This window comes from Trinickia diaoshuihuensis (assembly GCF_003390925.1).
GTDB lineage: Bacteria > Pseudomonadota > Gammaproteobacteria > Burkholderiales > Burkholderiaceae > Trinickia > Trinickia diaoshuihuensis.
The window spans coordinates 71,140-96,364 of record NZ_QUBS01000076.1 but is presented as its reverse complement, the minus strand read 5'-3'; the positions used below and the strand labels follow the sequence as shown (position 1 = coordinate 96,364).

Below are 25,225 nucleotides of genomic sequence, written 5' to 3'. Positions count from 1 at the left end.
AAGTCTGGCTCAATCCGGAGCGTATGCCCCGAGCCGAATTAAAGCAGTGCGCGTGAAGCGACGCGACAACTACGTTGACAAACACCGTAGACAAGCAACTCGGATCCGGTACCGTCTGCTCCACGTACCAAAGCATCGGCTGCGTTAGCGCATTGACTTCCGTCTGCGAGAGATCGACACCGAGCTGCAAGTTGTTGTGCTTCGCATAGTCGACGCGTTCTGATAGAGGCAGCAGGCGGCGTTGCAGCAGACCGGCCAAGCGACCTTCATAGGCGGGCTTTCGTATGCAGCAGCATCAAATCTTCAGTTACATCGTCGCGAGGTCCTGCCCGAAGGCCTCCTTGTCCTCATCGCAGCTAACACTATTTTGAGCGACATGTCGGTTTTGAAGCGCAGCCCTCCGGATCACGTAGGCCTATTCACACATAGGATCCGCAACGCCAGTCGCGGGCTGTTGAAAACGGTCACAAGGACAACTGGCCGACCATTCCGAAGGCGTTATGAGATTCCGTATGCCTCCATGGCCGCTCTCAAGCGAGTCAAGACAGTCGACTCGATCTCAGTGTCTACCTTGACTGGCTCCCAGGTGTCCTCGACTCGCTTTCCTAAAACCTCCTCGATAAACGCCGATGGCCCAAGAAAAAGCGAATGATGACCATTCCAGTCCAACAACCCGTATGTCAGACACGGGGAAAACAAATAGCTCTGGTTAAAAAGCAATCCAATCAGCCCGCGCCTGATTTTTCCGAAGTCGGAAGCACTAGGCGAGATTTTTGCAACTAACGGCGGATCATATTCAGTAACCTCCATCGTCTTCTCATTCAATGAATCATAGTCATACCCAGTCGGCAAAGCATAAAGGCACGTCACACCACACTCTTGCAATGACGAAAAGAATTTCTCAAACACAGACTCGTCTCCCGCCATAGCCGCTTGTGCGGTATGGAGAAAGAAGCCGATTCGCAGCCCCAACTTCCCGACTACATGTTCGTCGAAACGTTCCCCGTGCGAATAGTCGAAGAGTTTCCTCACATTCAAGGAGAACTCCACCTCGACCGGGTCGAGGCAAAAGAAGCGTTCGTCATCGTTTTCATGCAAGAACGGAAGATACTTGCTCATGGCTTGTCCTTACTGGGGAAACCGGATCTCAAGCGCTGTACCGCCGCCCGGTCTTATGATCTGGATCGTCGGCGTGTTCCCGCTCATGCTACTGCTGAACGGGCGGGACACAACCTTCGTACCGTCGGCTAGCGTCGCCGACTGGATCGGGCCTTTCGGAGTCTCGATCGTAGCTTGTTCAGCACCTTCAGCCAAATAATCGAACGCGGCCTGCCGCGACGATTGCGTCGGCATCGTGAAATTTTTCGTTCCCGACCCAGTGGTGGTGTCCTCCGCCACTTGAATAACCTGATTGATTTTATCGATCGTCTCCTGTGTCGCCCCCTTGTAGAGCCCGACCTTCGGCGGTGTAGAACCAGTAGCATTAGTCCCGCCCCCTGTCCCTTCCGCGCTTTGGCCCGAACCCGTGCTGCCGGCAGAACTACCGCCAGCGCCATCGCTAGTACTCTTGGAAGCCATCGAGTCGAGCGAGTTGCCGACTGCGGTTCCTGCTTTCCGGCCGGCTTTTGCTCCCGCCACCACCTCCTCCAGCGTCGCTGGAAGGTTAAGGCCCTCGGTTGCCGTGTCAGCAAACAGCGAGGCTAGAAACGCTCCGGCGCCCCCCGCTAGAGTGCCAACCAAACCTAACGCCTTTCCACAGCCATGCGGGTCATCGCTACCACAGGTGTTGTTCAACGTCTCGTTTTCGGCCGCACTTGCTGCTCCGTCCGCGTTTTGGCCCAGCGCGGCAGCAAGACCGCCCCCCGCAAGCATGGACAGCGACGTGATTGCCGCCAGCTGAGCGGAATTCGGGTTGCCTTGTCCCCCAGTGACTTCATAAGCAATTGTTTCAGCCGAGGCTGCGGATACTGCCCCCCCAATTGCCCCCCCGACACAACCTGTTCCCTGCGCAGCGGACAGCGCGCAACCCAACACGGCATGGCTTCCGACGTAAAGCGGACTGTTGATATCCGGATGTTCATTCTGGCCATCGAATTCCGTCCCGATCGCTGAAGCACCGATCGCACCAAGGTCGCTAATCGCACTACCTTCCAACGCCTGCCCAAAATTGGCGCCTTCGATCGCACTCTCGGCAGTTGCGGTAACCACGCCGCGCTCGATCACAACCTGTACTGCATTGCCGATGTCCGCGAGACCAACCGTCCCATTCGCAATCTTGCTTCCGAACTGTTGGAGTGCTTGCGTGCTGGCGCCCATCGCTGCAAATGCACCGGCGGTGATAGCGCCGATCGCCCCAGCCTGAAGAATCTGCCCAAAGTTAAGGCCTTGACCAGACGCAACCTGACTAACCGCGCTTCCTACCATGCCACCGAGCGCGCCAATGAGGACCGATCCAATCGATAGCTGCGCCATCGCGACGCCAAACGCCGCTGCGGCCGCCCCCGCCGTCACGATCGATGCGGCAATCGCAATCGCTGCGACAACGAACATCGGAAGCCCACCGCCGTCTTTCACGAAGTCCGTATGTAGATGGTCCGTGACGGACGTTTGAGTGAACTGGTCGCCTAACTGCTGCTGTAGCGCAGCTAGCGTTTGTTGCGTACCCGCTTGATCAACCGTGCCGTCAGCATTCAATTGCTGGAGCGCACCGCCGACCTGGTTCAACGTCTGCACGTTAAGGTCCATGTTCGCCGCGCTCATGAACCCGCCCGGCTGGACCTCCGTCCCGGTCGTATCGATGTAGCCGCCTTTCACTTTCTCCCAAATCTGCCCAACGTCGACCTGATTCGCTTCGTTCGTCAGCGTGTTGGTATTGACGGTCAACGTATTCGACGCCGAGATCGTTCCCGTGTTGAGGACGCTGCCGTTGCCGTCCTTATCGAAATTCAGCGTAACGTCTTGCCCTTCGATGTTGCCGCCAGCCGACATCGCTGCAGTATTCGTCGGCAGGTACACCTGCGGCATCAAAGCGGTAATAGTCGGGCACGTGGCCGTACCTGTCGCCTTGCATGACGGATCCGGTACGGTCTGCTCGACATACCAAAGCATCGGTTTGTCGAGGGCACTGACCTGCTGTTGCGTCAATGCATCGCCAAGCTGAATGTCATTCGCCTTCGCATAGTCGATGGCGTTCTGATACAGGTATGCCTTCTCCTGGTCCGTCACCGATATGTTGTTCTTGCTATCGAAAGTCAATCCATCGACAAAGCTCGCCTTTCCCGTTTGTTGCAGCGCCGCCTGCTGGAGCAACAGATTCTCTTCCTGCGGGTTGTAATAGAACAGCGTCGAGCTAGGTTGCAAGTTCGAAGGTAGGTTTTGGATCAAATCCTGCGGGCCGACAAAACCCACGGCCGAAGCGCCGAGCGAGGCATCCACATAGGAAGCTTGACCTGCGACGGGCGTGGGCAATTTCCCTGTCCCGACCGAGCGAGGCATCGCCAGGTTCAATCCCGGCAAGTCCACGGGGCTCAACGAAATAACCTGCGATGGGTTGTTCACGCGCGGCGTATAGGTGTTCGCCGTCGTAATACCGTTAATGAGCCGCTGGCCCGTCAGCGAAACCGACGTTCCGATAACGTTTCCGACGTTCTGGATTTGGCCGTTCGACGAAATCGAAAGGTTTGGTGCTTGAATAGTCGCAGCGATGTTGCCAACCGGCTGCGGCGGATCGATCGTGCCGCCGGTGCTCGTGTAGGCACTGCCGTATAGCGCTGTGCATTCGGCCGCCGAACCGCACGCCCAAATGTCGTGGCGTTTGTCGCTACTGAACATCCCCGTTTCTTGCACCCAGTGAGAATGCCAGTAGGCGTTGAGCGTCTGCGCCTCGTTGACAACGGGGCCGGTCACGTTGATGGTCGCGCTGTTGCCCGCCGCGATCAAACTACCGATATTCGTCAACGTACCGGCAGCGATCTGTAGATTGTTACCCGCGCTGATAACCGACGAGCTGCCGGATTGCTGATCGACATATCCTTCGCAGTAGCTTTCCTTATAGCCACCCGCGGTCATGCAGCCGGAGTACTGCTCCTTCGAACCATAGTTCTCATGCACCGGAACAGGAGGTGGCAGATTATTTGTGATCGCCCCTGAAACGTTAAGCGTGATGTTGTTGCCCGCGACGATATTGCCGGACGTATTGTTGAGACTTTGTGCAGGCGTCGTCGAGTTGGCAGTCGAGCCAATGCCGCCGATCACGATGTCGTGACCGGCGAGCAAATTCCCGTATGTGTTGTTGACTTGACCCGCCGCGACGACAAGGTCGTTCCCTGCGTAAATCGTGGCGTCGTTTTGGCTGTAGCTGAACGTTGTCGTAACCGGATTGGTTCCACGCGGCGATCCTCCGTTGCCACACGCATACCCGGCAACACCTGAAGCGCACCCGACCTGAGAAGAATAGCTTTGCTGATTCCCACCTTCATTAGTCAACGTGCCGGCCAGCAATTGGACATTGTTGCCGGCATAGATCAATCCTGCGTTGACGAGATTGCCGACGGAGGCGATGTTGACATTGCTACCGGCTGCAATCATCCCCGTCGCTGTCGACGCTGTAAGCGATCCAGTCGCGGAGGGGGCCGTGGAACCGCTTACGATCTGAAACGTAGTCGGCGCGTAGGGAGAGCCGACGAAGCAATAGTGCGCAGAATCGCAATCGAACGCGCCAGTGGAATTGCCCGTACCCTGGACCTCGATCGTCCCCAGCGCACGTAGCTGCGATAGAAACGCAGAATAGTCGCTTTGACTAACAAAGGTAGTACTTTGAGTGGCCAGCGTAGGCGCCACTGCACCGTTTGAAAGCGACTGAATATTCAACGTCACGCTGCCTTGTGCTGCAATCTGTCCGCCTTGATTCGACAGCGAGCCAGCAGTCAGCGCGATGGCGTTGCCGGCCGACAACGTGCCGGACACGCCCGGCTGCTGGGTAGTGGTGGTTTCATAGACGGTCGGCAATACGAACGTCCGCGAAGCCTGAAGACTACCGCCGGCTATCGTTCCGACGACCCACACGCCGTCATACTCGTTAAACGTAACGGAGCCTGAGCCGGCAACAGGTTGAGACGCCGAGATGGAACAACCATCAAAGCAATGGCCTTCCGGCGCCGTCGGCGAGCTATTCGTCGTGGAGCCCGTCGGAGCTAACAGGTCGCCAAGCGTCGCGGACACTGTGTTATATCCGGCAGAGAGCTCACCTCCGTCCCCGCCAAAGATGTATTCGTATCCAATTCCCTTGGTGCCGACAGCGCCCGACCAAAGAACTGAAGGGTCAACTACCGCGGTCGTTATCGTCTGTTGTCCCGTTGGCGCAGTTTGGTCGTTCACAACCGAAGCTGCGTTGACCGTTAAATTATTCCCGGCAAACACCGATCCACCGGTATTCAAAAGCGCGGCGCTAAGATTAAGATTTACGTTCCCCTGCGCCTGCGTCGTCGCGCCCTGATTGTCGTACGATCCTCCGGTTACGTTGACCGCATTCACCGCCTCAACCGTACCGCGATTCGTCGTATTGCCATTGAGCGCGAGCACATCGCCCGCATGCATCACCGCGTTGGCAGCGTTATAAAGCGTTCCGTTGAACGTCACGTCGTTGCCAGCGACGTTGCCGAGGTTCGTGAACGTGCCCCCGGTCGAAATCGTCAACGGTGCGGCGCCAGTCATCGTTCCGCTATTTGTAATGCCGTTCAGCCCGTTGATCGCAACACTCTGCCCGCCGTAATTCCAAGTGCCATTGACACTGATCGACCCAGCGGTGATCGAAAGCTGTCCTCCTTGATTAATCGTTCCTTGCGACGGATCGATCGCGGCATTCACTGCACTCAACGCTAAGTTGCGCTGCGCCAACAATTGACCACCGACGTTGTTGAACGCACTCCCGCCGCCGTTGATCGTCAGCGCAACGTCACCCTTTGTCGGCGCATTCGGCGTGTTCGGATCCCCCGCAAAGATCAACCCGCTTTGATTGTTCAGCGATCCGGTATTGATCGTAAGTGCCGAGAGGCCCATCAAAGAGCCGCTGTTCGTGAGCGCCCCTGCGACATTGACGGTGGTCGTCGCGCCATTCACCAAGCCAGCATTTGCAAAGTTCGTCGCTTGGATCGATGTCGTGCCCGTCGACGCGAACGAACCATTGGCCAGATTCGTCAGATTGCCGGCCGAAACAGACAGTCCGCCGCCAGCCAGCACGTTCGTCGCGTTGGTAAGCCCGTTTTGTGAACTAAGCGACGCGGCCCCCACAACGTCGATTGCGCTGCCAACCAGCGACAACTGATTCGATGCCTGTACGGTCAACGTTCCGCCGACGATCGCATTCCCGAGCGTGACGTTCGTTCCACTCGCCCGTAGGTTCTGCGTCGCAACGAGCGATGCCTTGCTCGCGTCGAGCGTGTCTTGCGCGCTCACGTCAATGCTCTTCGAGCCGCTCGCCGTCCCGGTCAACGTCACGTTCCCACCGGTAAGCGCGAGTTGCCCGGCCACCACACTCGTTCCGCTCAGCGTCAGCGTCTTCCCTGCAGTCAACGTCGCATCGCCGTTGCTCGACACGCCGCCGATCGATACGTTGCCGTTCGTACCCGTAACGTTGGTCGCTCCCATCGACGCAATGCCACCGGCCACCGTAGCGTCGTTGGCCGCTTGAATCCGCGCATTACCGCCCGTTTGCAGCGCGCCGTTGAACGCCACGCTGCCGTTATGCGAGGTTGCCGTTACGTTGCCGACCGTCGTTGCAGCGCCGAAAGACATATCGCCATTTGCCGTCGCGGTAAACTGCCCGGCACCTTGGATAGCACCAAGCGCAATGCCGGAACCCGCGTTGAGCCCAATGTCACCGCCGAAGGTCAGGTTCCCGCCACCGGTTATCGAACCACCGGCGTTGATATTTGCGGCGTTCAGCCCGGCGAGCATCCCCGTCAACGTCGTTGTGCCGCCGGAACTCAACGTCGTGCCGCCGTTGACGAGCCCCCCACCCATCGCGAGCGAACCCGCCGCCTGCGCATTCAAGTTGCCGACAGTCGACGTCGTGCCAATCACCGCGATATTCCCCGCGGTTCCTGTGAGGTTCGTGTCGCCCCCGGCATCGATACTTCCGCCGACCGACAGATTGCGGCCGGCGGTCAGCGTCAGCTTGTCGCCAGTCGATACGTCTCCTCCGACCGAGATGTCTCTTGCCGCCGAGACATTGGCGATGCCCCCCGATCCCATCAGGCCGCCAATCGCAACGTCGCCCGCGCCGTTTGCGCCGCGAGCGCTCAAGTTCATGGCTCCGCTAGCCAGCGCGGCGCCCATCCAAAGGTCATTGCCCGCACTTGCGTTCAGATTGCCATTTGTAATCGCAATGCCACTGACGGCAAGGCTACCTCCGGCGCCGATCGCTATGTCGCCGGTCGAATTAGCCGAGCCGATGCCCACGTTGCGCTGAGCTGTAATGCTCGTCGCTCCTCCGGCGCTCAGCGAGCCAACCGCTATCACATCGCGAGCGGCCTGCAACGTCATCGCACCTTGCGCTGTCGCCGCACGGCTGAAGGTAATGTCCCCCGCACCGCCGGTTCCGTTGGCAGTTGCTACGAAGTTCCCTGTCACAGCCTGAACGCTGCCGAAGCCCGCACTGTTGCCCGCGGTAGCTGTGACGCTCGAGCCTTGCAAGGAACCCGTCAGCGCAATGTCGTGGGCCGATTGCAGCGTCGTGGTTTGCGCAAATGCGGCAGAGCCGGCACCCGTGATGTCATGACCTGAAGTCAGCGTGCCCGTGCCTTGTCCTGCCAAAGCCCCCGTCAACTGAACGTCGCGACCCGCCTGTACCCCGACGTTGCCTGAGACTGCGATATTCCCGCCAAGTTGGGTATCCAGTCCGCTCGCGACATTCAATGCGCCGGTCGCAGTGGTACTGCCCCCAAACGTCGCGCTTCCATTGGTCGCCGTCACGTTGAGGTCGCCGGCCGATGTTGCGCTCCCGCTCGTCGTGACATTACGTTGCGCGGACATCGTCAACGTTGCATTGCTTCCCACTGCTCCCGTCACAACGACGTCACGCGCCGCATTGAGCGAGATCGCGCCTGTCGCACTTGTAGCTCCGGTCACCGAGGCATCGCCGTTACCGCCCAGTCCGAGAGCAGTTAACTTCAACGTAGTCGAAGAAGTGGCATTGTTCAGCCCCGCGTTGTCGCCTCCCGTTGCCTGAATCGAGTTGCCCTGCAACGAACCCGAAAGGGAGATATTGCGTTGCGCGGCAAGAACGGCCGCATTCGCGAATGCCTGCGTGCCTGCGCCCGTGATGTCTCGGCCCGCGATGATGTATCCGTTCCCCTGGCCAACGAACGTCCCGCCGAGCGCGGCGTCGCGTCCGGCGCTAAGCGTGGCATCACCAATCGCAGACGTGCTCGTCCCCAACGCAAGGTCGATTCCCGTGGTAATACCCAGCGCGCCGCCACTGTTGATCCCGCCAGTCGCATTGAGGCTGCCAAACTGCGACGTGATCGACATATTGCCGTTCGATTCGATCGCACCGGCAACGACGATGTCGCTCAAGGCGGTTAGAGCGGTAGTCGTCCCCGCCGCAATCTTGCCGTTCGCCGCGACAGCCATCCCCCCGGTCGCGGTCGCCGTCACCGCGCCCGCCGCACCCACGGTGCCGTTCACGGTGAGGCCGCCGATGGTCGCGTTGCCCGCGCTCAGACCAATACTCGAGGCGGATTCGATGTTGTTGACGACCGCATCTCCGCCTGCAGCGGCGACAACGGTCTTACCTTGAACCAAGCCCCCCTGCGCTATGTCGCCGCCCGCCGTAAGGTTCGCTGCTTGCGCGAATCCAATGGTTCCGTTGCCGCCGACGTTGCGGCCGGCTACGATCGTGCCGTTGCCTTGTCCATTCACGGCTCCCGTCACATTGACGTCGCGTCCGCCTTGCAGGGTTGTATCGAGGGCAACGGTCGTCGTCCCACCGAAATTGACATCGCTTCCGGCCCGCGCCAACAGATTGCCATTGCTGCTCAATGAGCCGGCCAGACCGATGTTGCCGCCCAAGGCTGCCAGCGTCATGTCGCCCGTGGACTGCAAAGAGCCGCTCACGTTGATGTCATTGCCGGCGGTCAGCGCGACCGTCGATCCGCCCGCGAGTGTCCCCGTCAGGCTTAGATTACCCGTGGCCCCAAGTGCGATGACGGAGCCGGCCTGCACGTTGTTGAGCGTACTGTTCCCGCCCGCGCTCGTCTGCACGGTCGCGCCGCGTAGTGATCCGGTAAGGGCTGTATCGCCCGTCGAAATCAGGCTGGCGTCCAACCCGAACGCCAACGAGGCGGCACCGGAAATCGTGCCCCCTGCCTTCAGCGCGCCCGTTCCTTGCGCAACGACGGTCCCATTCGTGACGATGTCTTGACCCGCCGTCAGCGACATATTGCCAAGCGCCGAGGTCGAATTCGTTCCGAGGTTGATCGACCTCGCGGCGTTTATAGTCAGGTCCGTACCTGACTCCACGACACCGGTACTCGTCAACGATCCCGAGGTACTAGCCAACGTCATGCTGCCGTTTGACTTCGCCGTCCCCGAAATCGACGTATCGAGTGCCGAGGAGACGTTGAGCGCTCCTGACGAGGCAAGACTGCCGGTGATTGACGCCTTGCCCGCCGCCGTCAAGGTCGTTCCGGACTGTGACGTAACCAAGCCGTTGACGTTGACGTCACCGCCAGTCGCATTGCCAAGTGCGCTTATCGACAGGGCGGCATTGGCCTGCACGTTGTTCAGCACCGCTGAATTCGCGGCGTTGAGCGTAACGTTGTTTCCTTGCAGAAAGCCCGACACCGAAAGGTCATGCGCTGCACTGACCGCGACATCGCTCGTGAAGCCGCTCGTCCCGCCGAGCGAAACGTCATGGTCGGCACGCAGAGACGCACTACTCTGACCGGCCAGCGTGCCGGTGTTCACCAAATCTTGCCCTGCAGTGAGCGACGCGTCCCCGGTGACCGTCGTCGATCCGTTCAACGAAAGATTGCCTGCGGCACTGGCCGATAGTTTTCCTCCGCTATTGACCGTCCCGTTCGATTGGAACTCGCCCTTGGTTGCAGTCACGGTGAGATCACCGATCGACTGTATGGTGCCGGTAGTTGCAACGGTCACATTCCGCTGCGCACTCGCTTCCACCTGAGCGCCGCCGGCCAGCGTGCCGTTCACGATCACGTCGCGTGCCGCCTGTACGCTCGTCGCACCAACGGCCGCGGTGGAACCGTTGAGCGTCACGTCCCCTCCACCGGCTTTCCCGTTGGCTACAACGGAAAACGCCCCGCCGGCCTGCACGCTCGCGAGTGTCACCGAGTTGGCAGCGGTGACTTGCAATCCGTTCGACAGAAGCTTGCCGGCTAGCGTTATGTCTTGCCCGCTTGCAAGGGTTCCGCTCTGGCCAAATGCGATCGAGCCTGTACCTGACATATCGCCGAGCGAATTCATCACGCCGTTGCCTTGCGCGATGAATACGCCGGGTACGTCGATACTCGCCGCGTCAATCGACGCGTCAGTGCCGACCATCAACGATCCCGCAACACCGAAGGCCCCTGTCGCATTTGCATTCAACGTGGTGCCACTTGCGAGCGATCCGTTGACGGAGACGGCGCCTGCCGCGAGTGAAACGGCGTGTTGAGCCGTCGCCTGAGCATCGATCGCAATCGCCTGTCCGGCCGACATCGCGAGGTTGCTCGCACCATTGATGTTCGCGCGAATGTTCACATTGCCGGTCTTGGCAGTCAGCGCAATGTCGCTTGAACCTTGAAGCGCGGAATTGACGTTAACGTCGCGTTGGGCGGTGGCCTGCAACGCGCCGCTTGCGAACTGACCATCGGCATCGATATCACGCGCTGCCGTCAGCGTAGTGGAGCCCGTTACGATGTTCGTGCCGTTCAAAGTCACGTCACCGCCGCCCCCCGCGCCTTGCGCCGCCACAGATAGGTTGCCGCCGGTCTGGATGTTGGCAGCGGTCACATTCGCGCCGCCGGTCATTGTCATATCGCCGGCCGATTGCGCATTTGCAATGTTGACGTTCCCGCCTGCCACCACTGACAACGTGGCCTGCGACTGCAACGTCCCCCCAGACGTCACATCCCCACCCGCGCTCAACTGATACCCGCCAACCCCCAGCCCTGTCCCCGACAGCGTCGTATTCCCCGCGCTCGTGATCGACACTTCCTGCTGTGCCGCGTGGTTACCCGCCGTCAAATCCCCATTCGACGACAGCGTCAAATTCCCCGCATTGGCCGACAGCGCCGCGTCGGTTCTCACCCCCATCCCTTGCGCTGTCCCGATAACCGCGATCTGTCCTGCCGTCATCGCCCCGAAGTTCGTTGCATCGATCGCATAACCTTGCGTCGCATTGCCGATCGATGCCGCGTTATTCGCGCTCCCGTTCGACTGCGTCGCGTACGTCGTACCCGTCGCACCTGTAGCAGCCGGGCTCACCACCTGATCGCCCGCGATCACGTTGATCCGCGTCCCCGCATAAAGCGGCGCGTTGATCCCCACCGTTTCGCCGATCAAGTCGATCGTGCCGACCGTCCCCTCAATCCCCGCCCCGGGTCCATTCGTGCCGGCATTGCCTTCGATTTGAATATGCCCGCCCTTCACGTCGTACGCCACCGCCTGCGCGTTCGTGAAGTCCGTCTGCGTCCCACCGAGTGCGGTCAAGAATCGCGGCGTGCCTGTCGTCAAGGTCACGCCGATCGTGTTCGTGAACCCCGCGCCGCGCACTGCGATGCCGTTCGGGTTCGCGATGATCACCGTGGCCGGCGCGCCGAACACTTCGAGCGGACCGTTGAGCACGCTCATGAACGCAGTGCCGGTCGAGGTGACCTGGTTCACGATCATGCTGGCCGTGCGCCCGTTCAAGTTCGGGTTGGCCGTGACATTGCCGCCCGTGAGCGTCGTCCCGCCTTGCAGGCTGTTGTTCAGAATCAACCCGACCGGGTCGACGTTAAAGGTCTGATACTGATTGAGCGAGATCCCAGCGGCATTAGGCGCTGTGATATTGACGACGGGTACACCACCGCCCGATCCCGTCGATTGCGTGATCTTCGGTTGGAAAGAAATCGGTGCGGTCGGGTCGGTAATCGCCGCGGCCTCGGCCGCTTGCATCGCGAAGCGAATGCGCAATTGCGCAAGATCTTGGATCTCGCGCCAAGCGTCATCGCTTAGACGACGATCACCCGCGGCCAATACGCCGGCCGCCATACGGCCTTGCTCGACCGTCACCGTGATTGGACCAATGAACAGGGTAGCCGCAACGAGCGCGCTCACTACGCGCTGCCATGCGCGATAGCGACGCGTCTCGTCACCTGCGATGTGCTCGCCCGAATGCAGGTGCAGCCGCTCTCTCGCCGCACGTGCTTGTTCGAACCGCTGCCAGCTTCCCCGTATCGACTTGGTCATGTCGGTATCTTCGTTTTTTCGTTTACTTCTTATTCAACTGGGCGTCGCATCGGTTGCACCGTTCCGAGGTCCCGCCCGGGCCTCTTGCCTGGACCCACTAACGTCCCGATAGACTTAGATGCCCGACGTTGTTCAGTGTGCTTGCCACCAATCCGTTGCCTTTTTCTTATCCCAAGCCGGCAGCACTTCGTCTTGCACATCGGCCTTTTCCAGGACTGGGAAAACTTTGCGGAAGTCGCCCATGTCCTGATCAAAACGGTCGGCCACGTCGACGGTCCACGTGCCTCCACTGAACCCCGTCGCAGCCTGATCGATCAGCGGAATGACCGGCCCGGCGCGCAATTCACCATCCTTGCGCTCGACGACCGCTGCATCGACGTGCCCGAGGTAGACGATCGAATTCGGCTTGACTTCGATGTCATAGTTCAGGGGCGTATAGCACATGCCATGAAACGGAAAGATGCCGCTCTGCGCGGTTATGCCTCGTACGACATATTTCCCCGGCGGCAATGACATACGCACCAAATAATGATTTTCCGTTTTGCTTTCCTCGGTACCGTCCTGATCGAACAGAAAATTCAGGCGATCCGCGCGCTGGTTAGCATCGCCGCGCTCAACGTTCACGACGATCGGGCTGGGTTGGTAGCTGGGGTGAAAGTCGTTTTTCATGGTCAACGACATCAGTAGGACCGAGCTCTTCGTCGTCTCCAGCGCTTGAGTCTCTTTAGTGGGGCTCATGTGGATTGGCGTAGCACAGCCAGACAAGAACATCACCACTACCGCAATCAATACCCCGTATAACTTTTTCATGCTCTGCTTTCCCAGTTTTAGTAAAGCTCTCTATAAGAGAGCAAGTTGATGCTCTTTTCCGGTCCAAGGCTCGTACGCAGCAAACCAGTCGCGTCTCAACCGCTACTGCTCGATACGCGAGCCCTTAACCAGATCGGTCACGACCTGCGCCGTGGCCTTCGCCACCGCAACCTGCTCCAGTTCCTTACGCAGTTGTCCCTTCGATTGATCGAACGTCGGAATTTGCGTCGGACGCATCTGATCGACACGCAAGATCCAAAGCGCGTCACCCACTTGCACCGGCTGACTCGACACAGCGCCCTGCGGCAGCTTCACGAGTGCTTCGGCCAACGGCTGCGGCCAACCCTGGGTCTGGCCTTCGGTGATCGGCGTTTTGAACGACACCCAGTTCAGCGCACCGCCTTGCGCGGCGCTCGGCCCTTGGCTGTATTGCTTCGCGAGTTGCCCGAAGTCCCCGCCCTTCTTCAATTGATCGAGCACGGTCTTGGCCGTGGCGGCGTCCTTGACGACGATCGCACTCGGTTTGTATTCGTTTTGCCCGAGAGACGCGACGATGGCGTCGTACTTGGCCTTCACATCTGCATCGCTGACAGGCGCCGGCTTAATCGCATCGCGCAAATACGCTTGCATCATCAGCATCGCCTTCGCTTGCTCGATGCCCGCCTTCACATCGGCGTGGGTATCGTAGTGCTGCTTTTGCGCGGCTTGGCGGAACAGTTCGCGCGCAATGAGTTCGTTCTTCAACGTCGTGCGCAACTCGGGCGTGTCTTGCCGCCCGCTTTGCCGCACGGCCGCATCCAAATCCGCTTGCGCGATCGAAACGCCGTTCACGCGCGCCACGGTGCCGCTAGGCAACGTCGAGCCACCACCAGCGGCAGCAGCGGCTGCGGGCGCCGGCGAGGGCGCTTGCGCACCGAATGCCGGTGCAACGAGCCATGTCAATACGGCGGCGCCGGCGATGCCGCGCTTCAGTGCCATGCTCAGAACTTGTCGGTGATACATCGTAGGTCCTCGAAATCCATCGGATAAGGAAGCGACATGCGGTGCCGGCACCGTCTACGTCGCCCAGTTCAATGTGAAAAGCAGCACGCGCGACTTCGGGCCCAACGCGGCGGGCTGCAACAACGCTTGCCCCGCGAGCACCTCGCCCGAAATCGACTGCGAATGAAACATCCACTGCACGCGAGCGCCGATACCCACGCCCGCCATCGTCGGCCACCCGCCTTGCGCAACCAAATGCGCCTTGCCGCCGTCGAGAAACAGATACGGCTCCCAATGCGCGTCGTGCCACGCCGGCGCATTGGACCAAACCCATTCGTTACGCAGATAGAACCCGCTATCGCCGCTCACCGCCGCCTGCGAAAACCCGCGAACGCTATCGCTTCCGCCCAAAAAGATTTGCTCGTTGCCGAACAGCGCGTCATGGCTGTATTGGCCGTTCAGCGTGCCGCGGTACGTCCAATCGGTCGGCCCCATACTGGGCAGCGGCAGTTGCAACGTCGCGTTCCAATCGGCGCGCGTGAACTGCGCATGAGCGTCGCCCTCGTGGATGCCCTGAAGATCGTGAGTCGCAGCCAGCCACGGCAAACCTTGCGAAATACCGAACTCCGCCGTCAGCGCGGCCGGTTGCTTGTTCGCCGTGAAATGCCAGAGCCCGGATAACCCGACACGTGCCACGGTCAGATTCTGAGGGGCGAGTTCGACATCGTTGAGGTTGCGTTCCGAACGCATCTTGGTGAGCGTCGCATCGACCGAGAGCCGCGATGTCGTGGACCGCGAGACCACATCGGTCCAGCCCAAAATCTGATTGAAGGTCCGGCCGTACAGCAGCGTAGTGGGGTTGACCAACTGCTGATACTCGGAAACCGACGTCGTATAGCTGACCGTCTGGAAGCCGAAGGGCACGGCCGCGGACAGCACCACGGCATTGGTCTCGGTGCTTCCGATGTACGACAGCCCCAACGACTCCTGAAAACCCAATACGTTGTCCGCTTCGGCACCGGCTCGATAACGCAGCTTGCCCGTCGACGGATCGCCGTAGTTATCGACGCCAAGGTTGTAGTTGAAGCGATTGCCGTACGGATTGGTGATAGCGACGATCGAATCGCCGGCTGCTTGCCCCGGCAGCACTTGGATCTGCGCCTGATTGCGGCGTAGCCGATTGATCTGGTCGACACCTTGTTCGAGATCGGGCAAGCGCAGTACGTCGCCGACGCTTTCCGGAAAGGCCCAGGCCGTGCCCGCATCGGTCACCAACCCACCGCCCTTCGTATTCGGCAATCCGCTCTTGGGCAACGCGGGCGCGGGCCTAAGCGGCGCGCCGTTCAACATGAAGGCTTCGATACGGCCGGGCACGATCGTGATGGCGAGCGTCCCCGTCGCGAGATGTTGAGGCGTGCTCAGATAGACGCGCGTCGTGATGTACCCGTGCTCGATGTAGGCCTCGGTCACCCGCCGCAGCAGTAAGTCAATGCGATTGCGGCCCAAGTGTTTGCCGATGAACGCCGTTGTCACCGCATCGAGTTGCTGCTTCGTCAGCACCTTCTCGCCCGAAAATTCGATGCGGTCGATGAGAAAGGTCGGCCCAGGATCGGGCAGCGATTCGACATCGGCCCCCGCGGGAAGATCGGGCGCTGCCGGCACCGATGGGGGCGCCGCCTGGATTTGCGCCGGCGCGGCATCGAGTTCGCGCTGGCGTTGTTGCGTGCGCGCATCGTCGAGCATTCGCTGGCCCGGATCCTGGATGGTCGGCAATGCGGGCAGAGACGACTGCAAGCCCGGTTGACCGGGCCCCGGTCGCGCCGGCGCCGCTTGCGCCATGATGTGGCATGCCGGCCACGACAGGGCGACGGCCAACGACAGCCGCGAGAGCATGAGCTTCACAGACCGATCCACGAGACCAGTCCCAAATGGCTGCCGATCCGCACCGGCTGTTGGCGCGGCGCGGAGATCGTCACGATACCGTTCGTTGCGGTTACGCCGCCCGCGCCGGAGAACGAACCGCCATCCACGACGCCCTGCCCGACGAGCGTGACCTGACCCGATGCCGCTTCGAATATCCCACCGTCGTCGTTCGCGTACAGCGTCGCCCAACTATTGCCGAACCACGCCTTGAGCCCGAAGTCCCGGTTGTAGGCCGAATACCCGAGGATGCCGCGCGCGACGATAGTGGGCGCGGCAATCGTCAAATTGCCGCCGAACGAATCGACGAACCCGCCGATGTTTTGCGCTTGCGCCCCGGCCGTGATCGCGATGTCGCCATTGCCCTGGATCATTCCGCCGAACGGCTGCACGTTGCTCGATGCGCTCTCGTGACAAAAGATAAAGCACGATTGCTTGAACGATGCCTGTCCCGTGAATTCCGCTTGATTGGTGAACTGCTGCTGCGCGGCGATCGAGATGTCTCCGGCGCCGACCAACGCAACCTTGTTCGTCGCACTGGCATCGCCGTTGGCGATGATACTGCCGCCGTCGTTGATCACGTTACGTCCGCTCAGCGATACCTTGCCGCCTTGGGCCGTAATGTAGGAAAGCTGGTTCGGCGCCGGCAAGGTACCGTAGTCGATGGAAAAGCCGTTGTCGTTCGCCGTCAGAAACAACAGGCGATGACCGTGATCGGAATAGCTTGTCGCTACGCCGTTGTTGATCCCGGGCGTATGGTCGATGACGTTCTCGATATCGCCGCCCGCGCCGATCGTGACGTTGTAGTTCGACTCGACGCGCGCATTGCGGTTGACGAAGTTGCCGCCCGCGTTGATCGCCACGTCGTCCTTGGCCCCGAAGACGACGCCGAGCGTCCCCGGCTCGCTCGTATCCGACGCATTCGTGATGTTGCCGGTCGCCGACAGCGTGACCGCGCCGAGCGAGGCCTGATTGCCTTGAATCCGCGTGTTGCCTTGGACCAGACTGCTCGTCACGGCGAGATCGCCGTTACTCTGAATGAGCACCCCGCCGTTTCCCGATGCGATCGTCGATTCGGTCGCTCCGGCGTTGGTTGCCGAGAAGCCATTGCTCGACGATGTGACGTTGCCTGCCACCGCTGCGACGCTCGCACCGGTGAGCGCGAGCGCCCCTGTCGTCTGGAAGGAAGCGTTGCCCTGCGCCTCAACGCTGCTGCCGGTGAGGAACTGAACGTCGCCGGCCGCGCTCAATGTGAAGTCGCCGGCGTTGGCCAACAATGCGCCCGCGCTACGCACGCCCGCGCCGAGGTCGGTCGCGATGAGCTTGATGCTGCCCGCGGTGATGCCGCCCGCAGGCTCGACGTCGATCGCGATCGCGTTCGGATTGGCGATCTGCGCATTGGCGAGCGTCAGCCAATCGTTGTTGTTATCGTTCGGCGAAACACCGGTGTTCAGCGTGATGTGCGAGGTGCCGCCAATGGCGCGGACATAAGCGGTACTGGACGAAAACGCGTTCGTCACGGGGCCGTTGAGCTGAATCTGCTTGGCAATCAGTTCGAGTCCGATCAACGTTCCGGCCAAGCCGTCAGGCCCGACCGTGATGGTCCCGCCTTGCGTATCGAGGATGACGTTGCGCTGAAACTGCCCGGGAGCCAGTTGAACGTCCACGTAACTGACTTGCCCTGTCGTCAGTGCGACGTGCCCCGTATTGACGAACGATCCGCCGTTCACCGTAATGCCGTTCGGATTGGCCAACACGACGTTCGCACGCGATCCGAGCACGGTGATGTCGCCCTCGATCAAACTGGGATTCGTGCTGGTGACCTGGTTGACGATGGTCCGGGCGTTCGCGCTCGTATTGTCGAGCGTCGCGCCGGCATGGGTCACGTTGAAGCTTGAATAGGTGTTGCTCGATACGCCATAGGTCGCAGGCGCGATCGATACCGTTTGGCGCCCACTGCTCGAGGTCGTCACGCTCGTGTGCGTGCCGCCATCGGCCACGATGCCGGGCGCGGTACCGGCGTAAGCGGTGCTCGCCATCAACAGGCTAAGCAACGTCACGCCACCGATGTGGCGCCGCACTCGCGACGCCTGAGCGCGATCGGCGCCTTTCGTTTTAACCGTGAACCCCGCACGGTGTTTCCGCACTTGCATTGGTCTATCTTGCCGATGCTGCTATGCCCGCTTATTCCCTATCGGGGCGGCATAGCGCTCGACGCTCTCATTGGTTATCTAGTTTTGCTCCGCCCTCATACGGCTCGATGGCAGGCGACCCCCGGATACAGCCGGCGAATCCTACCAAAGGAACCATTCGTACTTCCATATGAAATATCTATCGCCGGTGACCGCAGTCCAAGAGCCGGACATTGCACGGCGGCGTTTGACGAACCGATGTAAGGAAGCGGTTCCACTGGTGCAACCGAGGTGCACCCAGATCGCGCTTACCGCCCGGGCAGTCGAAGCTGGACAATCGATGTAAATAAATTCTTACATCGACTCATGAATTAGCTTTCCAAATGCTTTCGTTGTCGCCGATATTTTGCTTGTCAATAGATGTTGTAAAAAGACCATCGCTTTTACGCCCAAATTGACGCAAACGTTTGCGCATTCGCACACGAACAAAACGTCGTCAACGATTCAACCGTCCGTATTCGCACCCATTGTTAAGTAATTAACCACATGCCAGTCTGTCGCGCGAGTGCCTATGCTTAAGCTCGCGTCGATCGCGCTCGCCAGCGGCATGGGCATTCGAAGACTCGACAGCAAAACGTACAAGAACCGATGAGACGAAGATGACCAATCAGCAATCCTTAGCAATCGCAGCGCGGTTCGACCGCCTGCCGCCGTCGCGCACCGTCTGGACCATGGTGATGCTCATCTCGCTCGGCGGCGTGTTCGAGTTTTACGACTTGTTCTTCACGGGTTACGTCGCGCCGGGCATGGTGCAGTCGGGTTTGTTCAAGCCCGAATCGCTAGGCATTTTCGCGGCGCTCGCGCCGATCGCCGTCGCGGGCTTCGGCACCTTCGTCTTCTCGACGTTCGCGGGCCTTTGGCTCGGCACGCTCGTATTCGGCTTCGTCGCCGATCGCTTCGGGCGCCGCTTCATCTTCACCTGGTCGCTGGTCTGGTACGTCGTCTGCACGGCGATCATGGCGTTTCAGCACTCGGGCCAAGCGATCAACGTGTGGCGACTGATCGCCGGGATCGGCATCGGCGTGGAGCTCGTCACAATCGACACGTACATCTCCGAACTCATCCCCGGCGGCGAGCGCGGCCGCGCCTATGCGGTCAACCAGTTCATCACGTTCTGCGTGGTGCCGCTCGTCGCGTTCCTCGCGTTCATCCTGAAAGATACGCATCCGTTCGGGCTCGAATACTGGCGCGTCGTCATCCTCATCGGCACGCTCGGCGCGGTGTTCGTCTGGGTCATTCGCCGCAATGTGCCCGAAAGCCCGCGCTGGCTTGCACGCCAAGGCCGCGTGGACGAAGCGGAGCGCATCGTCGCCGATATCGAACGGCGCGTCGAAGTCGAAAAGGGGATCAAGCTTTCGCCGCCCGCCCCCATCGGCGCCGAAACCGAAGGCCGCGGCTCGTTCAGCGAAATCTTCCGGCCGCTCTATCTGAAGCGCACGCTGTTGCTGTCCGTCTTCAACATGGCGCAGGCGATCGGCTTTTACGGCTTCGCGGCATGGGTGCCCACGCTGCTGATCAGCCGCGGCGTGCATGTCACGACAAGCCTTCAATACGCGTTCATCATCGCCATCGCGAACCCGTTCGGCCCGCTGCTCGGCACGCTGTTCGCCGACAAAATCGAGCGCAAGACGCAAATTTGCGGCGGTCTACTCATCATGGGGATCGTCATCGCACTGTTCTCGCAAGCATCGGCACCGGGCGTGCTGATCGTGCTCGGCGTGCTGTTTACGCTCGCCTCGAACGTCATGTCCTACGCCTACCACGGCTATCAAGCCGAGCTGTTCCCCACGCGCGTGCGCGCCCGAGCGGTGGGCTTCGTCTATTCGTGGAGCCGGCTCGCCGTGGCATTCGCGGGCCTGGCGATCGGCGTCTTGCTGCATAAGTACGGCGTGCCGGGCGTGGCCGTATTCATCGGTGCATCGATGGTGGTCGGTATCTGCATGATGTTGATCGGCCCGTCCACGAAGGGGCGTCCGCTGGAAGCGATCAGCCACTAAGCGCGCAGGCGTGGCTCGATAGCGCGTGCGCTCGGTGCGCGAGTGGCGTACTCTTTCGGTAACTCTGGCTGCCGAGGAGGCTCGCGATGACCGCATCCGTTCGCACTGGCGTCCATATCGAAGGTATCCATTGGGTGGCGGAATACCTCGAAGCCACCCATGAAATCCGCGTGCTGCGCGAAGGATTCGAAGTGGGCGTTTGCGACGCACCGCCCAGCCTGTTCGGCGAAGAGGCAGAAGCCGGTTCGAAGAGCGTGGCCGATCACCGGGCGCTCGAAGCGGCGCTACGCGCCTATTTGCTTCGCTTCGTCGCCGAGCACGACGCCGAGGAATAGCGGCGCGGCAATCGCCCTATCCCTCAGCCCGGTGTCGATAGGAAGTCGAGCACCGTCCGCGTGAATTCGTCCGCCCGTTCGATGTTCGATAGATGCTGCGCGTCCAGTTCGACGAAACGTACGCCTTCAATGGCCTGCGCAAGCGCCCGGCTATCGCCGGGAGGAACGGACGGGTCGGCGCGGCCGGTGATGACCAGCGCCGGCGCGTGGATCGCACTCGTTTCCGCGCGCAAGTCAGTCGCGCCGATCGCCTCGCAGTTGCTCGCATAGCCTTCGCTATCCATGTGCGCGAACGCATCGCGGATCGCCGCATGCACGAGCGGCTCGCGCGCCGCGAACGCGCTGCTGAACCAACGTTGCAGCGTCGCGTCGGCCAACGAGCGCGTCCCTTGCTCGCGAGCTTGCTGCGCGCGTGAACGCCATACTTGCTCCGTTCCGAGCCGCGCCGCCGTATGGGCGAGCACGACGCGATCGATGCGTGCGCCATGCCGCGCGGCCAGCGCAACACCGATCAGTCCGCCCATCGATATGCCGCAGAAATGCGCCCGTTCGATCGAGAATGCATCGAGCAAACCCAGGACATCGGCGCACCACTGCCCCACCGTATAGGGCCCCGGCGGCACATCGGAGCAGCCTAGCCCACGCGTGTCGAACCGCAGAACGCGAAACCGCGACGAAAACGCCGCGATCTGCGGTGCCCACATCGTGAGGTCCGCGCCGAGCGCGTTGGCCAGCACGAGCCAGGGCGCATCGCGGTGCTCGATCCCGTCGATGCGGTAGTGAAGACGTATTCCGTTGATGACGGCAAAAGGCATAGCGGCAGTTCCTCGACGGTCGTAAGCGTTGGGACGGCTCAAACGCCATTGTGCTCCAGCGTCGGAGGCGACGGGCGCACGAGCAAAAATCGTGAAACAATGTCCCTCGTTACGCACGCCGTGCAGGCGATAAGAACTAGGAGTATGCGATGAAGGAAGGTTCCCGAGCAAAGAAGGCAAGCGCGGCGAGCCCGCGTGCCAAGCGGGCCGACGCGGCCCCGGCACGGCCCAGCCGCGAGGAAGCGGAACAAGCGGTGCGCGTGCTGTTGCGCTGGGCCGGGGACGACCCGGCCCGGGAAGGCCTGCTCGATACGCCGGCGCGCGTCGTGCGCGCCTATGAGGAGTTTTTCGAGGGCTATGCGGTCGATCCGCGCGAGATCCTCGCCCGCACGTTTTCAGAGGTCGAGGGCTACGACGAAATGGTCGTGCTCAAGGACATTCGCTTCGAGAGCTACTGCGAGCATCACATGGTGCCGATCATCGGCCGCGCGCACGTCGCTTATCTGCCCAACCATCGCGTCGTGGGGATTTCCAAGCTTGCTCGGCTCGTCGATGCCTTTGCAAAGCGTCTGCAAATCCAAGAGAAGATGACGGTGCAAATCGCCGATACGTTGAACGACATCCTGCAACCGAAGGGTGTCGGCGTCATTCTCGAAGCGGCCCATCAATGCATCACGACGCGCGGCGTGCACAAGCCGGGCGTGCAGATGGTGACCTCGCGCATGCTCGGCTCGTTCCGCGACGATCCATCGACGCGGCGCGAGTTTCTCGCCATCGTCGGCAATGCGGACGGCATGAGCATCCCGAACGTCTGACGCGGTCAGTCTCCCTACCCGGCTCGCACGCGCTCGGCCTGCGGCGGCTTGGTTGCCCGTACCTTCGAACGCGCGCCGTCGGATGCGATCAGCAATACGGCGCCGAGCACGCATGCGATCGCCCACCACTGCGCGGGGCCGATCGCTTCGTGCAGGACCGCCGCCGCGAACGCCGCGGCGGAAATCGGAACGAATGCGGTCAACGCGCTAGCCTGCGCACCGGCGATACGCGCGGCCCCCGCGAACCACAGCATGAATCCGCCGACCGTCGGCACGAGCGCGTAATAGACGACAGCCGCCACGGCGGGACCGTCATAGCGCAAGCCCCACGGCCGTTCGATCAGTGCCGGCACCAGCGATACGGCAAGCCCGATACCCGACATCAGCGTCGACATCTGCAATGGCGAGACCGGCGTTTTCAATCGCTTGTTCAGCAAAATGAAAAACGCCTCGCACAGCACGGCCAGCAGCACGAAGGCATCGCCGAGCAGCATCGATGCCGATGCGCCCGCCGCACCGTGGGCCGACGCATCGTCCGTATGAAGGGTGCAGACGATCACGCCCACGGTAGCCAAGGCAACGGCGCCGAGCGTCAGCACACCCGGCCGCTCGCGCAGCGCGACGATCGCAACGAGCGCGGCCACCGCGGGAAGCGTGCCGGCAATCACGCCCGCATCGGTAGCCGAGGTGAGCCGCATGCCGCTCAACAGCAGGACGGTGTAGCCGACACTGCCCGAGGCTGCCTGCAACACGAGCAGCGACGCCTCGCGCCGGCTCACGCGCGGCCATCCTTGGCCCATCAGTTTCATTGCTAACGCGAACAGCGGAAAGGCTATTGCAAAGCGCAGCGCGGTAGCCGAGAACGGCGGCAATCCGTGCGCGATCACTTTGCTCGCCACGACAGTGCTGCCGACGCCGATCATGGCCAAGGTACAAAACACATAACCCGTGAAACGCGAACCCATCGTCTCGCTCCGAAGTCAACGAATGCGAGGCAGCTTAAATAGGCAGCCGCAGGCGGTCTTGAACGAAATTGCAGGAGACGGGGAACGCGCGGCCGGCGGGCTATCGAACCGCGCCCGCGTACTGGGACGGCGTAATGCCGAAGGCGCGCGCGAACGCGCGCGTCATATGGCTCTGATCGGCGAAACCGGCCCCCGCCGCCGCCTCGGCCAACGGCAAGCCGCGTTCGATGAGGCGCCTCGCGAGCGCAATGCGCCGCTGTATCAAGTAAGCGTGCGGCGGCAGGCCTGTATCGCGCGCAAAACCGCGCAGCAGTTGGAATCGGCTCAGACCCGCTTCGTCGGCAAGATCCGTCAACGAAACCGCTTTGCAAGGATCGTCGTCGATGCGTGCTTTGACGCGACGGATGCGAGCACCGAAGGCATCGTCCATGGTGCCGCTCCGTGCGCGCGATCGCGCCGTCGTATGCCGGCGCACGAGGTCGGCGATCAACAAATAAAGCGCTTCGTCGCAGGCCAAACGGTCGAGCGCGGCCTCCGCGCCGATGGCGGCGGCAAATCCGCGCTCGAAGCGCGCCGCAAACGCCGCGTCGCGCAGCACGGGCTGCTCGAGTTCGACCGATACGGGCGTGGCCGCGCCGAGTTCTCGCGCCACATCGTGCACGAGCGTGGGCTCGAAGTAGAGCATGCGCCAGGCCCTTCCGCGCTCGTCGAAAGGACTGCCGTCATGGACCTCCCCGGGGTTGACGGTGATGATATCGCCGGCCGCCGCTTGCACGGGCCCGCGCCCGCTCGCCGAGCGCTGCGCGCCGCGAACGACGAGACCCACGCCGAACGTGTCATGCGAATGGCGCGCGAACGTTCGCGCCGTATCGGCCGCCGTCGCCTGCACGCCCGCCACGGCGCTGCGATACATGACGACGTCGGCGCGGCTCATCGCCGTGCGCGTCCTCGCGGCTCGCCGTCGTCGCCGCGGGCGCCTTCTCGGACATTGCCTTGCGACACGCTGGCCCCCGCCGCAACGCTATGCGTGAGCCAAACGTTGCCGCCGATCACAGCGCCACGGCCGATCGTCACGCGCCCGAGAATCGTCGCACCGGCGTATATGACGACGTCGTCCTCGACGATCGGATGGCGCGCATGGCCCTTGACGAGCGTGCCGTCCGCATCCGCCGGAAAGCTCTTCGCCCCAAGCGTCACCGCTTGATAGAGACGAACGCGCTCGCCGATGATTGCGGTCTCGCCGATCACGACGCCGGTACCGTGGTCGATGAAAAAGCTGCGGCCGATTTGCGCGCCCGGGTGAATGTCGATACCCGTAGCCGAGTGGGCAATTTCATTGATGAAGCGCGCGAGCAACGGCACGCCGAGCCGATGCAACGCATGAGCCAGCCGGTGATGCATGATGGCCAGCACGCCGGGGTAGCACAGCAAAATTTCGGTGATGTGCTGCGCCGCCGGATCGCCGATGTGCGCGGCTTGGATGTCGCTCACGAGCGTCGCGCGGATGCTCGGCAACTGCGCGCCCAGCTCGCGCGTAATCTCGAAGGCGCGCGCGTCGAGCGCGGCTTCCGGCGTATCGGCATGCTCGGGCAGGAAACGCAGTGCGCGGCGCACCTGCTCGCATAGCAGCCGAAGGGTGCTCTCGAGCGTCTGGCCGACATAGTAATCGACGCTTTCGTCGGTCAAATCGGGCGCGCCGTAGTGCGTCGGAAACATTGCGGCGCGCAGGCCCTCGACGATGCCGACGATGGCGTCGCGCGAAGGCAGCGCTCGAATGCCGCGCGGATGGCGGGTTCGATGCAACTCTTCGCGCGAGGCACGCAGCTCGGCCACGATTTGGTCGAGGCCCCATTGGCGGGAAAGCGGATTCGACATAGAGATGAAATATGCAGCGAAGGTCGGGCAATCCGGCGAGATTACCGCGTTTCGTTCTACCTTGCGC

The 25,225-nt window shown here is 61.5% G+C and carries 13 protein-coding genes and 1 pseudogene; 3 read left to right on the top strand and 11 right to left on the bottom strand.

The window, feature by feature from the left end; all coding sequences use genetic code 11:
- From DXT59_RS30965 to DXT59_RS15965, 7 genes and pseudogenes are all read right to left on the bottom strand, one after another.
- Nucleotides 1–259: pseudogene (locus DXT59_RS30965) on the bottom strand (hypothetical protein); the annotation flags it as partial.
- 239 nt (nt 260–498) lie between these two features.
- The gene (locus DXT59_RS15990; RefSeq protein ID WP_116137858.1) at nt 499–1,119 is read right to left on the bottom strand and encodes a hypothetical protein; all 621 of its coding nucleotides are present in this window, start codon (nt 1,117–1,119) and stop codon (nt 499–501) included.
- Between the two features lie 9 nt (nt 1,120–1,128).
- A complete protein-coding gene (locus tag DXT59_RS15985; protein ID WP_116137857.1) occupies nt 1,129–12,453 on the bottom strand; it encodes a two-partner secretion domain-containing protein in 11,325 nt (3,774 codons plus the stop codon).
- Nucleotides 12,454–12,585: 132 nt separating this feature from the next.
- Entirely contained in the window at nt 12,586–13,263 is a 678-nt protein-coding gene (locus DXT59_RS15980) for a hypothetical protein (protein WP_116137856.1), read from the bottom strand.
- 102 nt (nt 13,264–13,365) lie between these two features.
- A complete protein-coding gene (locus DXT59_RS15975; protein ID WP_240324534.1) occupies nt 13,366–14,241 on the bottom strand; it encodes a peptidylprolyl isomerase in 876 nt (291 codons plus the stop codon).
- A 78-nt stretch (nt 14,242–14,319) separates the two neighbouring features.
- A complete protein-coding gene (locus DXT59_RS15970; RefSeq protein WP_420823394.1) occupies nt 14,320–16,158 on the bottom strand; it encodes a ShlB/FhaC/HecB family hemolysin secretion/activation protein in 1,839 nt (612 codons plus the stop codon).
- Nucleotides 16,143–18,245, bottom strand: a complete 2,103-nt coding sequence (locus tag DXT59_RS15965) for a two-partner secretion domain-containing protein (protein WP_338065177.1) — start codon at nt 18,243–18,245, stop codon at nt 16,143–16,145. The genes DXT59_RS15970 and DXT59_RS15965 overlap by 16 nt, the downstream gene beginning before the upstream one ends.
- Nucleotides 18,246–19,027: 782 nt before the next feature.
- Here DXT59_RS15965 and DXT59_RS15960 point away from each other — a divergent pair.
- On the top strand, nt 19,028–20,353 hold the full coding sequence (locus tag DXT59_RS15960; protein WP_205417438.1) for an MFS transporter: 1,326 nt from the start codon (nt 19,028–19,030) through the stop codon (nt 20,351–20,353).
- An 86-nt stretch (nt 20,354–20,439) separates the two neighbouring features.
- Entirely contained in the window at nt 20,440–20,688 is a 249-nt protein-coding gene (locus DXT59_RS15955) for a hypothetical protein (RefSeq protein ID WP_116137852.1), read from the top strand.
- A 23-nt stretch (nt 20,689–20,711) separates the two neighbouring features.
- On the opposite strand, the gene pcaD is transcribed toward DXT59_RS15955, so the two are convergent.
- Nucleotides 20,712–21,503 (bottom strand): 3-oxoadipate enol-lactonase, encoded by a 792-nt coding sequence (pcaD, locus tag DXT59_RS15950; RefSeq protein ID WP_116137851.1) that lies wholly within the window; start codon nt 21,501–21,503, stop codon nt 20,712–20,714.
- A 149-nt stretch (nt 21,504–21,652) separates the two neighbouring features.
- Here pcaD and folE point away from each other — a divergent pair, with 149 nt between their 5' ends.
- Nucleotides 21,653–22,318 carry a GTP cyclohydrolase I FolE gene (gene folE, locus DXT59_RS15945; protein ID WP_116137850.1) on the top strand — a complete coding sequence of 222 codons (666 nt, stop codon included), beginning with the start codon at nt 21,653–21,655 and terminating at the stop codon, nt 22,316–22,318.
- 14 nt (nt 22,319–22,332) lie between these two features.
- On the opposite strand, the gene DXT59_RS15940 is transcribed toward folE, so the two are convergent.
- The 3 genes from DXT59_RS15940 to epsC form a co-directional block, all read right to left on the bottom strand.
- Complete coding sequence (locus DXT59_RS15940) at nt 22,333–23,283, bottom strand: DMT family transporter (RefSeq protein WP_116137849.1); 951 nt, start codon at nt 23,281–23,283, stop codon at nt 22,333–22,335.
- A 100-nt stretch (nt 23,284–23,383) separates the two neighbouring features.
- Nucleotides 23,384–24,217 (bottom strand): AraC family transcriptional regulator, encoded by an 834-nt coding sequence (locus tag DXT59_RS15935; RefSeq protein ID WP_116137848.1) that lies wholly within the window; start codon nt 24,215–24,217, stop codon nt 23,384–23,386.
- Nucleotides 24,214–25,158 (bottom strand): serine O-acetyltransferase EpsC, encoded by a 945-nt coding sequence (gene epsC, locus DXT59_RS15930; protein ID WP_116137847.1) that lies wholly within the window; start codon nt 25,156–25,158, stop codon nt 24,214–24,216. Before epsC ends, DXT59_RS15935 begins: the two co-directional genes overlap by 4 nt.
- Nucleotides 25,159–25,225: the final 67 nt, after the last annotated feature.

Excerpts from the sequence above, each read along its gene's own strand:
- DXT59_RS15990 (WP_116137858.1), bottom strand. The coding sequence starts at position 1,119 with ATGAGCAAGTATCTTCCGTTCTTGCATGAAAACGATGACGAACGCTTC.
- DXT59_RS15985 (WP_116137857.1), bottom strand. The coding sequence starts at position 12,453 with ATGACCAAGTCGATACGGGGAAGCTGGCAGCGGTTCGAACAAGCACGT.
- DXT59_RS15980 (WP_116137856.1), bottom strand. The coding sequence starts at position 13,263 with ATGAAAAAGTTATACGGGGTATTGATTGCGGTAGTGGTGATGTTCTTG.
- DXT59_RS15975 (WP_240324534.1), bottom strand. The coding sequence starts at position 14,241 with ATGGCACTGAAGCGCGGCATCGCCGGCGCCGCCGTATTGACATGGCTC.
- DXT59_RS15960 (WP_205417438.1), top strand. The coding sequence starts at position 19,028 with ATGGTGATGCTCATCTCGCTCGGCGGCGTGTTCGAGTTTTACGACTTG.
- DXT59_RS15955 (WP_116137852.1), top strand. The coding sequence starts at position 20,440 with ATGACCGCATCCGTTCGCACTGGCGTCCATATCGAAGGTATCCATTGG.
- pcaD (WP_116137851.1), bottom strand. The coding sequence starts at position 21,503 with ATGCCTTTTGCCGTCATCAACGGAATACGTCTTCACTACCGCATCGAC.
- folE (WP_116137850.1), top strand. The coding sequence starts at position 21,653 with ATGAAGGAAGGTTCCCGAGCAAAGAAGGCAAGCGCGGCGAGCCCGCGT.
- DXT59_RS15940 (WP_116137849.1), bottom strand. The coding sequence starts at position 23,283 with ATGGGTTCGCGTTTCACGGGTTATGTGTTTTGTACCTTGGCCATGATC.
- DXT59_RS15935 (WP_116137848.1), bottom strand. The coding sequence starts at position 24,217 with ATGAGCCGCGCCGACGTCGTCATGTATCGCAGCGCCGTGGCGGGCGTG.
- epsC (WP_116137847.1), bottom strand. The coding sequence starts at position 25,158 with ATGTCGAATCCGCTTTCCCGCCAATGGGGCCTCGACCAAATCGTGGCC.